Consider the following 13,352-nt stretch of genomic DNA (forward strand, 5'->3'; position numbering starts at 1 on the left):
CAGCCGGTCCTGCAGCCCGGCGAGCTCGGCACGCTGGCGGCGGGCGCCCTCGTGGGCACCGGCCAGCTGCTCGTTGAGCCGCGCCAGCTGTTCGGTGACGGCCGTGAAGCGGGCGTCCGAGGCGTTCAAGGCATCCAGCGCGGACCGCTCGGCGGCCTCGGCCTCCCGGACCTCCCGGTCCAGGCCCGCCCGGCGGAACCGCAGGCGCTCCACCTCGTGACCCGCCTCCGCGGCGGCCCGGGTGGCTTCGTCCGCGGCGGCCTGGCGCTCCAGGCGGCTGCCGGCACCGGAACCGCGCGCGTCGGTCCAGCCGGGTCCCACCACGTGCCCGTCCCGCGTGGCCAGGCGCAGCGGGGCACCGTGCAGCCGGCCGGGTAGGAGCCCGGAGTCCAGCCAGGCCACGGCGGCGTCCAGGTCCTCCACCAGCGCCGTGCCGGCGAGCAGGGTGCGCACGGTGCCGGCCAGTCCCGTCCCGGCACCCGGAGCGTCCATGGTCACCACGGCCAGGGCGTCCACGAGCCCCTCGGGCAGGGCCTGTGCTGTGCTCCCGGGGTCCTGGTGACCGCGGGGCTCACCCGAGTACAGCAACCTCGCGTCACCGGCCCCCTCCTCGCCCAGCCGGCCCGCGGCCTCGACGGCGTCGGCGGCCGAACCGTGACCGGGCAGGACCAGCTGGTCCGCCGGTCCGCCCAGGGCCGCCGCGACGGCCGCCTCCCACCCTCCGTCCACGTGCAGGACCTCGGCGAGCGCGACCGGTGCGAGGTCGGCGAGCGCCGTCACGGCTGCGCCCGCCTCGGGCTCGAGCGCCTCCACCAGGGCGTCCCGGCGGGCGATCGCCGCCCCCTGGGCGGACTCCGCCGCGGCCAGGGTCTCCTCGAGGCGGCGCAGGCGGTCGCGGAGCTCGTCGGCCGTGCCGGAGGCCTGCTCGTAGGCGGCGTCCAGTTCCTCCTCGGACTCGAGCGAGCCGGCCAGCCGGTCCTGCTGGTCGGTGAGTTCGGCACGCAGGGAGGCCGCCGCCGCCTCGGTCTCGGCCAGCCCCGTTCGGTGGCCTGAGGGGCCTCGACGCGGCCGGCGGCGACGGCGGCCTCCCGGCGCCGGTCGGCGGCCTCCTGCACCAGCCGCGTGTAGGCGTCGGAGGCGCGACGGGCCTCCTGCTCGGCCTGGTCGCGGTCCCGGCTGGCCTCCTCCAGCTCCCGGCGCGCCTGGCCCACCCCGGCGGCGGCGGTCTTGGCCTCGACGGCGGCGCGGCGGGCCAGGTCCTCGGCCGTGTCCGGGTCAGGGCCCGCGGGGGCCGGCGCCGGGGTGCGGCGGGACCGTTCGCGCTCGGCGGCCACTGCGGCCAGGGAACGGTAGCGCTCGGCCAGGGTGGAGAGCTGGTACCAGTGCTCGCGGGCGGCCGTCGAGGCATGGGCCGCCGTGGCCTGGCGGGCGGCGACGGCTGCGGCGGCCTCCTCGGCGAGGGTCACCTCGGCCTCGGCCTGGGACACCGCCTCCTCGAGGTCCCGGTCGCCGGCGCCCAGTCGTTCCAGTTCGGCCTGCTGGCGGTGCACGTCGTCGGCCAGCAGCCGCGAGCGGGCGTCCCGGACGTCGAACTGGATGCGCTGGGCCTTCCGGGCGGTCGTGGCCTGCTTCGACAGCGGTCCGAGCTGGCGGCGGACCTCCTCGGACAGGTCCCGGACGCGGTCGAGGTTGCCGCGCATCGACTCGAGCTTGCGGACACTGCGTTCCTTGCGCCGCCGGTGCTTGAGGACACCGGAGGCCTCCTCGATGAAGCCGCGCCGCTCCTCCGGGCTGGCCTGCAGGATCCGGTCGAGCTGGCCCTGACCGACGATCACGTGCATCTCGCGGCCCAGGCCGGAGTCGGAGAGCAGTTCCTGGATGTCCAGCAGGCGGCAGGACGAGCCGTTGATGGCGTACTCGGAGCCCCCGTTGCGGAACAGGGTGCGCGAGATGGTGACCTCGGAGTACTCGATCGGCAGGGCGCCGTCGGAGTTGTCGATGGTCAGGGAGACCTGGGCGCGGCCCAGCGGGGACCGCCCCGAGGTGCCGGCGAAGATGACGTCCTCCATCTTCCCGCCGCGCAGGTTCTTCGCGCCCTGCTCCCCCATCACCCAGGCCAGGGCGTCCACCACGTTCGACTTGCCCGAGCCGTTGGGGCCCACCACGGCGGTCACGCCCGGTTCGAAGTGGAAGGTGGTGGCCGAGGCGAAGGACTTGAAGCCGCGGACGGTCAGGGTCTTGAGGTACATGGGTCCGGTTCGGGTCGTGGACGGGGCCGGTCGGCATCACCGGCCAGGTCAGCGGAAACGTGCGGGTCTCGTCTCAGACCCGGACGACCTCCACGGGTCGGTAGTCCCTGCGCAGGCCCATGATGAACTCCTCGGCCTCCTCGAGGCGCTGCTTGGCCAGCAGCCAGTTGTACTTGCGGTAGTGGTACATCGTCTCCTCGGTCTCGCCGTCCGCGATGACCCGGCCGGCGTCCAGCCAGAGGACCCGGGTGCAGGAACTCGTGATCTGCTTGGCGTTGTGGCTGACCAGGACCACGGCCCCGGCTTGCTCGCGCAGCTTCTCCATCCGCGCCTTGGAGCGGTCTCGGAACTGGGCGTCACCGGTGTTCAGCGCCTCGTCCAGGACCAGGATGTCCGGGTTCTTGCTGGTGGCGATCGCGAACCGCAACCGCCCCCCCATCCCGGACGAGTAGGTCTCCATCGGCAGGTGGATGGCATCGCCGAGACCGGCGGACTCCTCGATCTCGGGCAACCGGGCCATCACCTCGGACCGCGGCATGCCCATGGCCAGGCACCCCAGGATGATGTTCTGCCGCCCCGAGATGCTGGGCACCAGGGCAGGGGACACCCCGAGCATCTGCGGGGTGCTCCGGGCCCACACCTGTCCGGTGGTCGGGGTCAGCTTGCCGGCGATGATCCGGCTCAGGGTGGTCTTGCCCGAGCCGTTGCGGCCCACCACCCCGAGGGACTCCCCGGTGCCCACCACGAGCGAGAACTGCTCCAGGGCGTAGACCGAGACCCGCGGTTCCCGGCGCACGGCCCCGTACACGATCCGCTTGTGCCACGGCAGCCTGCCCTGCAGTTCCTTCTTGGTCGACGAGACCTTGAAGGTCATCGAGATGCCATCCAGGACCAGGGCCGGATTCTCGCCGCGGTCGACGGCCGGAGGCACGGCGCGCTCGGCGGCCGCCGCGGTGTCCTGGTCGCCGGACGGGTCGAGCAGGTCGTCCTCGTCGTCGTCATCGTCGGCCTCGGGCATCTCGAGGCGCTTCTTCGGGGCCGAGGTCATCGGGTCTCCTCCTTGCCGTACTTCTCGTCGGCTCGCCAGAACACGAGGGTGCCGACGACCGCCAGTCCCAGCGCCCATCCTCCGAGGATCAGCCAGTTGTCCCACCCCGGCGTGGTGGAGTACAGCAACGACTCGCGCGTCATCGTCAGGACCTGGTGCATGGGGTTGAGCTCGAGGATCGCCAGGATGTCCGGGTCGCTCACGAACCGCTCCACCGAGTAGAACACTCCGGAGCCGTAGAGCCAGAGCCGGATCGCGAAGGTGATGAGCTGCGCCACGTCCCGCACCCGGGACACCCAGCGGGCCAGGATCAGGCCGATGCCCAGGCCCATCAGGACCTGCAGGAAGAGGATCGGCACCAGCAGCAGCCACCGCCAGGTGACCTCCTCCTGTTCCGGGAGGACCAGGATGAGCAGGAACATCATCACCAGCGCCGGCAGGAAGGCGAACAGTTCCTTGACCACCGCCGAGATGGGCATGGCGGCACGCGGGAAGTCGAACGCCTTGACCACGGCCCGGTTGGCCACCAGGCTGTTGGCGCCCTGGGTCACGCACCGCGAGGTGAACTGGAACATGAACACGCCGATGACGAGGAAGCCCAGGTAGTTCTCCACACCCCGGCTGGTCTGCAGGAGCACGCCGAAGACCAGGAAGTAGGTCAGCCCGTTGAGCAGGGGGGTGAGGACCAGCCAGACGTTGCCGAGCAGGTTGTTCCGGTTGCGGGTGCCCACGGAGGCGCGCGCCTCGAAGACGATGAAGTCCCGGTACCGCCACAACCGGGCGAGGTAGTGGTGCAGGGGCAACCGGGCCCCCACTCGCTCCAGGCCTGACATGCGCACCTGCACGTGTTCGGGTCCTGCCGCGACGGCCACCTTCGCATCGGCCCGTTCGGCGCTCTTCGGCACGTGCTCTCCGTTCATCTGAAGCAGGACGCCGCCGCCGGGGGCTGGGGACGGTCATCACTGCCGAACAGTATAGGGCGGTCACGGCCGTGGACCCGGGTCACCGCGGACCTGGCCGGACACCGCCGGCGGGGACCAGGGCGGGCCGATGGGAACTGCCGGCCCGGCGCCGTCCGGACGGCGTGCCGCCGTCCAACCCCGCGGTACACGGTTGCGGCGGTAGCATCGGACCGGACCGTATCCATCCTGAGCACCACCCAGCGAGGAAGCATTCGATGACGCGCAAGAAGATCATGCCGATCTACGGCACCCGCCCCGAGGCCATCAAGATGGCCCCCATCGTCCGGGCGCTGAACGCCGACGAGCGCTTCGACTGCTTCACCACCGTGACCGGCCAGCACCGCGAGATGCTCGACCAGGTCAACGACCTGTTCGGCATCACCCCCGATGCCGACCTGAACATCATGCTCCCGAACCAGACCCTCAACGGGATCATGGGTCGCACCCTGTCCGGTCTCGACAGCCTCATCCAGGAACAGCGGCCGGACGCCGTGGTGGTCCAGGGTGACACCACCACCTCGACCGCCGGTGCGATCGCCGCGTTCTACCTGGGGGTCCCCGTGGTGCACGCCGAGGCCGGGCTGCGCAGCGGCAACCTGTTCTCCCCGTTCCCGGAGGAGGCCAACCGCAAGATCACCTCCCAGATCGCCTCCCTGCACCTGGCCCCGACCTCCACGTCGAAGGCCAACCTGCTGCGGGAGGCCGTGACCGAGGAGGACGTCGTGGTGACGGGGAACACCGTCATCGACGCCCTGCTGACCACCGTCGAGAAGAAGGTCCCGTTCACCGACCCCGAGCTGGGCGCTCTCGCGGAGCGGGTGGCCTCCGGCACGGGACGCGTGCTGCTGGTCACGACGCACCGGCGCGAGAACCAGGGCGATGCGATGCGCGGGGTGGGCCGCGCCCTGGCCCGGCTGGCGGCCCGGTTCCAGGACGTGACCATCGTGCTGCCGGCCCACCGCAACCCCGTGGTGCGCGAGGCCGTCCTCCCCGCGCTCGAGGGCCTGGACAACGTCCTGGTGACCGAGCCCCTGGCCTACGGCGAGTTCACCCACCTCATGGACGTGTCCGAGGTCGTGCTGACCGACTCGGGCGGAGTCCAGGAGGAGGCCCCGTCCCTGGGCAAGCCGGTGCTGGTCATGCGCGAGAACACCGAGCGCCCCGAGGCGGTCACGGCCGGAACGGTCAAGCTCATCGGCACCGACGAGGAGCGGATCGTCTCGGAGGTCTCCGAGCTGCTGACCGACCGCGCGGCGTACGACACCATGGCCCAGGCCGTGAACCCCTACGGCGACGGACGGGCCGCCGAGCGGACCGCGGCCGCCATCGCCCAGCTGCTCGGGGTCGGAGAGCGCATCGACGAGTTCGGCGTCTGAGCGTACGGACCCGCCAGCGGCGGGGACAGGGGCCCGTCGGCCGGGTGGTGTGCAGCCGCGCCGCGGCAGCACACCACCCGTCGGCTCCCGTCCGGCGCCGCTAGCGCCTCCGGGCGCGCTCGTTCTCCCGGTCGATCCACGCCAGGCGCATGCGGCGGCGTGCCAGGCCGGTCGCGGCGGGCACCACCTCGTCCAGCGCGGGGAGCACCTCCGACCATGAGCGCGGCCACCAGGACCCCGGGTTCAGCTGGAGCCGCATCTGGCGCACCAGCGCGTCCAGTGCCGCCGTGCCATCCCGCTCCAGGCCCCGGATCACCCTCGTGTCCAGGGGTGCCTCCAGGCCCCCCAGCCGGGGGGCCAGGTCCAGTCCGGCGTCCAGGTCCCCGATCAGGTCCGGGCGGCCGATGGAGTTCAGCAGGGCGGAATTCTTCGTGTTCGGTGACAGGGCCAGCGAGGGGATGCCGTAGCGCAGGGCCACCAGCAGGCCGTGGAACTTCATGGTCGCGAAGGCCGTCAGGGCGCCGATCGCCGCGGAGATCTCGTCCGGGGTCCGCCCCGAGACCACCGAGTCCGGGGTGAACGGCAGTTGGGCCATGGCCGGGGCGTCCCGGTGCCGCTGCCTGCCGTTGCCCAGTTCCAGGACACTGATGGCGTAACCGTGGTCCCGGGCCGCCTCGACGAGCCGTGCGAGCCCGGAATAGTCATTGTCCTGGTCGAACTTGCCCTGCCGTACGCTGATGCCCAGCGTCGGCCGGCCCCCCGTGCCCAGCAGGCCGGCGTCCGGCTCGGGCAGCGGCAGGCCGAACACCAGGTCCGGGTGGACCTCGACCGGCACGCGCGGCCGCAGCTGGGCACGGATCCACGCGGCCGATTCCTCGTCCCGGGCGCTGATGTACTGCACGTTGGGATGGCCGAAGAACTCCGCCATCTCGTCGATGACGGGCTGGCGCCGGAGCCGGTCGTGCAGGGTCACGCCGACGCCGCACACGTACACCGGCCTCCGCAGCCATTCCCGGCGCCAGTACAGCTCGGAGACGCGATCGGTCAGCACCAGGTCACCGCCCCCGATGACGATCGCCTCGTAGGCGTCCACGACGGTGCCCGGGTCCCGGCTCAGGTAGGGCGGGACCAGGACGTCGTGCGCCACCGATACGTCGAAGTGGGGCGAGAGCACACGTCGCCAGAGCTGCAGGAACAGCTCATCGCCGTAGTTGCCCCAGCCGAAGAAGCCGACCAGCCCGACCGCCGGCCGGTTCCGGTAGGCGGCCACGAGGTCCCCGCGACGCCTCATCCCGCGATGCCGGGGCCGGCACCCCGCGCGGCCCCGGTGGCGGTGGTTCCGGCCTCGGGCGGTGCGGCGTCCAGGCCCAGACCCTCCCGGATGGCGAGGGCCAGCTGCGGGGAGACCACGCGCCAGTGGTGCCGTTCGGCGAAGGCCCGGGCCGCGGTCCGGGCAGCGGTGGTCGTCAGCCGCTCGGCCCGTTCCAGGGCGTCGGCGACGTCCCGGGCGGAGCCGCCGTCGAAGAACTCGGTGAACTCGCCGGAGAGCAGCGACGGCAGCACGCCGACCCGGGCGGCCACCAGTGGCAGGTCGAAGCTCGGCCCGAGCAGGGCGCCCCCGGAGTTCAGGGCCCGCTCGTGCGGCAGGACCATGACGTCGGCGGCGCGCAGCAACCGCTGCACGTGGTCTCCCGGGACGCGGCGGTCCTGGACCAGGACGTAGGGATGCATCCGCAGCTGGCTCACGAGTGCACGGGTCTGCCGGTCGGATCCCGCGCCGCCGGCGATGATGAGCCGGCGGGGCCGCGCGGACCGCTCCAGGAGCAGGTTGAAGGCCTCCACCAGCCGTTCGATCCCCTTGTAGGCCTTGATCGCCCCGACCACGGCGTAGACCATCTCGTCCGGCTCGATGCCGAGCATGATCCGGGCGTGGTCCCGCGGCAGGTAGTCCTCGTAGGAGCCCAGGTAGGAGGGGTGCGGCACGCAGACGATCCGGTCCGCGGGCAGGGACAGGACCTCCTGGACCAGTTGCGGGGTGTCCTCGCTCATGACGTGGATGAGGTCCGCGACGTCGGCGACGGCCTGCTGCAGGCGCAGTTCCTCCTCGAGGAAGGCCGCGTCGTGGTTGACGACGTTGTGCACGGTCCACACGAGCCGGCCGCCGGCCTCACGGAAGCGGTGCACCTCGGCCAGGAACCGGTCGATCCTCACGGCGGCGTCCTTCGCGCTGGTGGCGCCCTGGGTGACGAACGCGAGCCAGTGCAGGTGGTAGATGACGCCACGGCTCTGGCCCTGCAGCCGGGCGAGCGTGCCGAAGGACCAGGGATCGGTCACCGGGGTGACCGCCAGCCCGTGGTCGCCGAACGAGGCGTAGGACAGGGCCTGGTAGGGATTCATCCGGGCCACGGGTCCGTACCCGAACAACCAGGGTTCGGCGTTGTCCCGGATGGTGTAGTAGCGCGCGGCCGAGACGGCCTCGTGCACCGGCGAGCCCTCCTCGGGCACCATGCCCTTGAACTGCAGCTCCACGTCCTATGCTCCTTCGGTCGTTGCGGTGGCGCGACGTCGCGCCCGCGTGATGACGGACTCGAACACGGTGCGGTACCGCGGCCCGTTGTGCTTCCACTGCCGTTCGGCCTCGACCCAGTCCCGGCCCGCGCGGCCGAGCCGGGCGCGCTCGGCCGGGTCGGCCAGCAGTCCCTGCACGACGTCGGCCAGGGAGACGTGGTCCTCCGGCTCGAACAGCAGCCCGCGGTGCGGGGCGTCCACGATCTCGGCCAGGGCCGGCAGGTCCGAGACGACCACGGGCCGTTCCAGGACCATGGCCTCGAAGGGCTTGAGGGGCGTCACGTAGGTGGCCGCCCGCTCCCGGACCCGCGGGACGACGAAGACGTCGATGAGCCGGTAGTAGTCCGGAACCCTCTCGTGCGGGACGGGGCCGGTGAAGACCACCCGGTCGCTCACCTTCAGCGCGGCGGCCAGCCCCTTGAGCTCGGTGACGCGATCTCCCCCGCCCACCAGGACGCACTGGGCCCGGACGCCCCGTTCCTGCAGCAGGGCCGCTGCGCGGACCAGCAGCTCCTGGCCCTCCCGGTAGTGGTCCATGTTGGACACGTAACCGAAGGTCGGCATCGTGATCCCGTGCCGTGACGCCAGGTCCTCGTCCCTCTCGCCCGGGGAGAAGTTCTCGAGGTTCACCCCGTTGGGCACCAGGCTGATCCTCTCCGGCGGCACGCCGCGGGAGACCAGTTCGTCCCGCATGGCCGTGCCGAGGGTCAGCACGTGGTCGGCCTCGCGCATGCACACGTTCTCCACGGCCACGCGGCGCCGGAAGATCTCCGAGTCGTCCTCGACCTCCGTCTCCGAGGTCCAGTTGGACTCGAAGAAGGACCGCACCTCGTAGACCACGGGGATCCCGGTCTTGGCCTTGAGTGCCAGGGCCACCAGCGCCGTCTCGAAACCGCGGCGTCCGGAGGAGACGTGGATGACGGCCGGGCGGATCTCCCGGACCTTGCGATAGGCCAGCCAGGCGAAGTCCTCGAGCCAGCGGTCGCTGGGCACCGTGCCGTAGCCGATGCCGGTGTCCAGCCGGTGATGGACGATGCCCTCGAAGTCCTCGACCGGGGCGAAGGCGTCCCCCACCACGCTGCGGGGGAAGCCGGGTTCGGTCAGCACGACCGGTTCGAGGCCGGCGGCCTTCTCGGCCTTGAAGTTCTCGTGGCTGCGGGAGGTGAAGCCGTTGGAGAAGAACGGCCGGGATTCCTTGACCAGGTGCAGCACGATGTTGTCCGCGGCCGGCGTCACGGGGTCGACCGGGCCGGGGATCCTCGGGAACCAGCCGGACAGTTCGCGGGCCCGGCCGTTGACCTGGGCGAGGTTCTGCCGGAAGGCCGGGTCGGTGCCCGCCAACCGCGCGGTGGCATCGAGCTGTTCGGTGATCGCGCCCGCGCGGATCGCCAGTCTGCGCGAGGCGAGCTCGAAGGCGCGGTCCCCGCCGAGGTCCTCGCCGAGCACGTCCCGCCACAGCAGGCCCACCCCATAGCCCTCGGGCCCCTGGGGCGCCAGGGCCTGGTTGCCGGCCACCGACGGCCCGGCCGCGGCCAGGCGCCGGACCTGCCGGAGGTCACGGGCCCACTCGACGGGTTCGCGCAGGGTGTTGTAGTAACCGATCCGGGCGAGTGTCCGGCCGGCGGCGGGCAGCGAGAGCTCCCCAGCGCGCACGCTGCCGCGGAACCGGACCAGGTGTTCCCTCAGCTTCCGGGCCCGGCGCCGCAGCTCCCTCTTCGGGCGCAGGCTCTCCACCCCGAGCGGGTGCTTCCACAGGGCGGTCAGGGCGTTGCGCTCGGCGGTCACCTCGGTCAGCTCCGCGTGGGCCCGGCGCAGTTGTTCCCGCAGGAGCCGATTCTGCCGGGACTCCGACGGGCCGTGCTCGTCGGTGATGATGTGGTGCTCGATGGTGGTCTCCCGAGGTGGATGGTCTGGCTCGACGCGATTCTAGCGAGCGGGGTTCCCGGCGCCGAAAACCCCGGTCCCGGCGCCCAACCGGTCGCGGACCTGCCGCGCCAGGTCGGCGCTGACGCGTTCCGCGTGGTGCCGCGCGGCGAAGGCGCGGGCGGCCGCCCGCGCCTCGGGGACCAGCAGGCGGTCTGCGCGCTGCAGGCTGGCGGCCACGTCATCCGGCGCGGAACCGGTGAGGAACTCGGTGAAGGATCCATCGAGGGTGCCGGGCAGCACGCCCACCCGGTTGGCCACGAGGGGCAGGTCGAAGCTCGGTCCGAGCATGGCGGCACCGGAGTTGAGGGCCACCTGGTGCGGCAGCACCATGAGGTCGGCGGCTCGCAGCAGGTACTGGACCTGGTCGTTGGGCACCTTGACGTCGTGCAGCAGCACGTGCGGGTGCATGCGCAGCCGCCGCAGCAGCCGGCGCGTCCTGGCGTCCCGGTCAGGTCCGCCGGCGATCACCAGGCGGCGCGGGACGTCCGAGCCGGCCACCAGCCGGTCGAAGCCGGCCACCAGGGTCTCGATGCCCTTGTAGGCCTTGATGGCCCCGAAGACCACGTAGACGACCTCGTCCTCGTGCAGGCCGAGCATGGTCCGGGCCTGGTCGCGCGGGACGACGTCCGGGTAGGCGCCCAGGTAGCTGGGGTGGGCAGACACCACGGTCCGGGCCGGGTCGAGCACCAGGAAGTCGGCCACCAGCTCGGCGGTGTCCTCACTCATGACGTGGACGATGTCCGCCAGGTCGGCCACGGACTGCTGCAGGGCCCGCTCGACGTTGAGGTAGACGGCATCATGCGGGGCCAGGTTGTGGACGGTCCAGACGAGGCGACCGCCGGCGTCCCGGAACCGGCGCAGGCGCTCGAGGTACGTTCCCATCAGCGCCTCTGCCTGCTGCTCGGACTTCGCGCCGCGCAGCACCGTGTTCAGCCAGTGCAGGTGCAGCACGATGCCCCGGGTCTGGTCCATCAGGGGGATCAGTGCCTCGAAGGACTCGGGGTCCAGTACCGGGGACACGGCCAGTCCCTCGTCGCCGAAGTGGCGGTAGGTCAGGGCCTGGTAGGGGTTCATCCGGGCGACCGGGGTGTAGGCCACCAGCCACGGCCGTTCCCCGCCGGCCGCAACGGTGGCGTTGCGCACCGCGGCCAGTGCCTCGTGGACGGGGGACCCTGGCTCGGTGCGGAATCCCTGTAGCTGCAATTGCACGGCCGTGCTCCTTAGTCGGTTCCCTGGTGGTCGGCCGGCTGGTCGGCGGGGACGCGGTCCACGCTGGGCCCGGCGACCCGCTCGAAGACCTCCGCGTAGCGGGGGCCGTTGTGCTTCCACTGGCGCTCGGACTCGATCCAGGCCCGTCCGGCCCGGCCCAGCCGTTCGCGCTCGGCGGGGTCGTCCAGCAGCTCGGCCACGGCCCGGGCCAGCGACGGCACGTCCTCGGCGACGAACGTGCGCCCGCGCTCCGGGGCCGCCACGATCTCCGTGAGGGCCGGGAGGTCGGAGACCAGGACGGGCCGTTGCATGGCCATGGCCTCGAAGGGCTTGAGCGGGGTGACGTAGACGGCGGCGCGTTCCCGGATGCGCGGGACCACGAAGACGTCGATGAGACCGTAGAGGTCCGCGATCTCGGTGTGGTCCACCGGGCCGGTGAAGATCACCCGGTCCTCGATCCCGTGCCGGGCGGCGAGCCCCTTCAGGGTCTGGACCCGTCCACCGCCGCCCACCAGCACGCACTGGGCGTCGATCCCCTGCTCCTTCAGCAGCACCGCGGCCTCGATGAGCAGCTCCTGGCCCTCCCGGCGGTGGTCCATGTTGGAGACGTAGCCGAAGGTCGGCATGGTGATCCCGTAGCGCTCGGCGAGGCCGGCATCGCGCGGTCCCGGGCGGAAGTTCTCCAGGTTCACGGCGTTGGGCACCAGGGACACCTTGGCGGCGTCGACGCCGCGGGAGATGATCTCGTCCCGCATCGCGGTCCCGAGCGTCAGCACGTGGTCCGCGGCCTGCATGCAGCGGGTCTCGACCTCCATGCGGCGCCGGAAGATCTCCCCCGACTCCTCCATTTCCAGGTTGGGCGTCCAGTTCGCCTCGAAGAAGGACCGCACCTCGTAGACCACGGGGATCCCGGTCTTCTCCTTCAGGGCCAGGGCCACCAGGGCGGTCTCGAAGCCGCGGCGGCCGGAGGAGACGTGGATGACGTCGGGGCGGATCCTGCGGACCTGCTGCCAGGCCAGCCAGGCGAAGTCCTCCTGCCAGCGGTCGGCGGGGACCTTGGCGTAGTCCACGCCGGTGTCCAGCCGCCGGTGCTCGATCCCGTCGTAGACCTCCACGGCGTCGAAGTCCCCTCCCACCACCGACCGGGGGAACCCGGGCTCGGTCAGGACCACGGGCGTCCAGCCCGCCTGCTGTTCGGCCTTGAAGTTCTGGTGGCTGCGCGAGGTGAAGCCGTTGGAGAAGTAGGGCCGGGACTCCTTGACCAGGTGCAGCACGACCCGCCGGCCGGCCGGTTCCACGGGCTCGAACCCGCCGGGGATCCGGGGCAGCCAGCCGGAGAGCTCGGCGGCCCGCCCGTTGACCTCGGCCAGTGCGCCGGCCATCCGGGGCGCCCGGTGCGTGGACTGCGCCAGGGTGTCCAGGGACGTGGAGATGCTGCCGGCCCGGTTGGCCAGCCGGCGCAGTTCGTCCAGGTAGGCACCGTATGCCGTCGAGTCCGGGTCCTGGCCGTACCGGTCGGCCAGCAGGTCCAGCCACAGCCGGGCGCGGGGGCCCTCGAGCTCGGCCGGGTCCAGGGCCATCAGGGGGCCGGCCCCCGCGTGCCGGTGGGCCCGCGCCCGGCGGCGCAACCGGACCAGTTCCGCCAGGGCCTCGGCCGGCACGCTGCCGAGCTGGTCGTAACCGATCCTCAGGGCCTCGCGCACGGCGGCCGCCGGGGCCAGCCGGCCGGAGGCGGCGTCCCGGACCACGCCCACACCCCGGCGGCGCAGCTCCCGGGCCCGCCCGCGCAGCGCCCCGGCCAGTCCCCCGGGCACGTCCAGGGTCAGGGCGCTGAGCCGGCCGCGCAGGGCCAGGCGTTCGGACGTGCGTTCGGTCAGTTCGTCGTGCAGGGTGTAGAGCTCCTGCCTCAACAGCTCGACCTGGGTCTGCAGGTCCGGCTCGGCCGGCATCTCGTCGATCGGCTGCTGCGGCACGGTGGCTCCTTCGGTCGGCGGGTGGGGTCGGCGGGTCCCGG

9 protein-coding genes and 1 pseudogene are annotated in these 13,352 nt (G+C 72.3%); 1 reads left to right on the forward strand and 9 read right to left on the reverse strand.

Features of this window, described 5'->3' with window-relative positions; genetic code table 11:
• The 4 genes and pseudogenes from Q0283_RS14060 to Q0283_RS14075 all read right to left on the reverse strand — a co-directional run.
• Nucleotides 1–813: pseudogene (locus tag Q0283_RS14060) on the reverse strand (hypothetical protein); the annotation flags it as partial.
• Nucleotides 777–2,249 (reverse strand): chromosome segregation SMC family protein, encoded by a 1,473-nt coding sequence (locus tag Q0283_RS14065; RefSeq protein WP_298045194.1) that lies wholly within the window; start codon nt 2,247–2,249, stop codon nt 777–779. The pseudogene Q0283_RS14060 and the gene Q0283_RS14065, both read right to left, overlap by 37 nt.
• 73 nt (nt 2,250–2,322) lie before the next feature.
• Entirely contained in the window at nt 2,323–3,297 is a 975-nt protein-coding gene (locus Q0283_RS14070; protein ID WP_183524828.1) for an ABC transporter ATP-binding protein, read from the reverse strand.
• Nucleotides 3,294–4,202 (reverse strand): ABC transporter permease, encoded by a 909-nt coding sequence (locus tag Q0283_RS14075; RefSeq protein WP_298045196.1) that lies wholly within the window; start codon nt 4,200–4,202, stop codon nt 3,294–3,296. Before Q0283_RS14075 ends, Q0283_RS14070 begins: the two co-directional genes overlap by 4 nt.
• A gap of 272 nt (nt 4,203–4,474) precedes the next feature.
• Here Q0283_RS14075 and wecB point away from each other — a divergent pair, with 272 nt between their 5' ends.
• Nucleotides 4,475–5,635: a non-hydrolyzing UDP-N-acetylglucosamine 2-epimerase gene (gene wecB, locus Q0283_RS14080; RefSeq protein ID WP_183524823.1), complete on the forward strand. Its 1,161-nt coding sequence runs from the start codon at nt 4,475–4,477 to the stop codon at nt 5,633–5,635.
• A 100-nt stretch (nt 5,636–5,735) separates the two neighbouring features.
• Here wecB and Q0283_RS14085 read toward each other — a convergent pair whose 3' ends face one another.
• From Q0283_RS14085 to Q0283_RS14105, 5 genes are all read right to left on the reverse strand, one after another.
• Complete coding sequence (locus Q0283_RS14085; RefSeq protein ID WP_183524822.1) at nt 5,736–6,926, reverse strand: polysaccharide pyruvyl transferase family protein; 1,191 nt, start codon at nt 6,924–6,926, stop codon at nt 5,736–5,738.
• Nucleotides 6,923–8,164 (reverse strand): glycosyltransferase, encoded by a 1,242-nt coding sequence (locus Q0283_RS14090; protein ID WP_183524821.1) that lies wholly within the window; start codon nt 8,162–8,164, stop codon nt 6,923–6,925. Before Q0283_RS14090 ends, Q0283_RS14085 begins: the two co-directional genes overlap by 4 nt.
• A gap of 3 nt (nt 8,165–8,167) precedes the next feature.
• Nucleotides 8,168–9,988, reverse strand: coding sequence for a glycosyltransferase family 4 protein (locus tag Q0283_RS14095; RefSeq protein WP_298045198.1), 1,821 nt, complete (start codon nt 9,986–9,988; stop codon nt 8,168–8,170).
• Between the two features lie 141 nt (nt 9,989–10,129).
• Nucleotides 10,130–11,338, reverse strand: coding sequence for a glycosyltransferase (locus Q0283_RS14100; protein WP_183524817.1), 1,209 nt, complete (start codon nt 11,336–11,338; stop codon nt 10,130–10,132).
• Between the two features lie 11 nt (nt 11,339–11,349).
• The gene (locus Q0283_RS14105; protein ID WP_298045200.1) at nt 11,350–13,311 is read right to left on the reverse strand and encodes a glycosyltransferase family 4 protein; all 1,962 of its coding nucleotides are present in this window, start codon (nt 13,309–13,311) and stop codon (nt 11,350–11,352) included.
• Nucleotides 13,312–13,352 lie beyond the last annotated feature (41 nt).

This window comes from uncultured Citricoccus sp., assembly GCF_937871995.1.
Taxonomy (GTDB): Bacteria; Actinomycetota; Actinomycetes; order Actinomycetales; family Micrococcaceae; genus Citricoccus.

Excerpts from the sequence above, each read along its gene's own strand:
- Q0283_RS14065 (WP_298045194.1), bottom strand. The coding sequence starts at position 2,249 with ATGTACCTCAAGACCCTGACCGTCCGCGGCTTCAAGTCCTTCGCCTCG.
- Q0283_RS14070 (WP_183524828.1), bottom strand. The coding sequence starts at position 3,297 with ATGACCTCGGCCCCGAAGAAGCGCCTCGAGATGCCCGAGGCCGACGAT.
- wecB (WP_183524823.1), top strand. The coding sequence starts at position 4,475 with ATGACGCGCAAGAAGATCATGCCGATCTACGGCACCCGCCCCGAGGCC.
- Q0283_RS14085 (WP_183524822.1), bottom strand. The coding sequence starts at position 6,926 with ATGAGGCGTCGCGGGGACCTCGTGGCCGCCTACCGGAACCGGCCGGCG.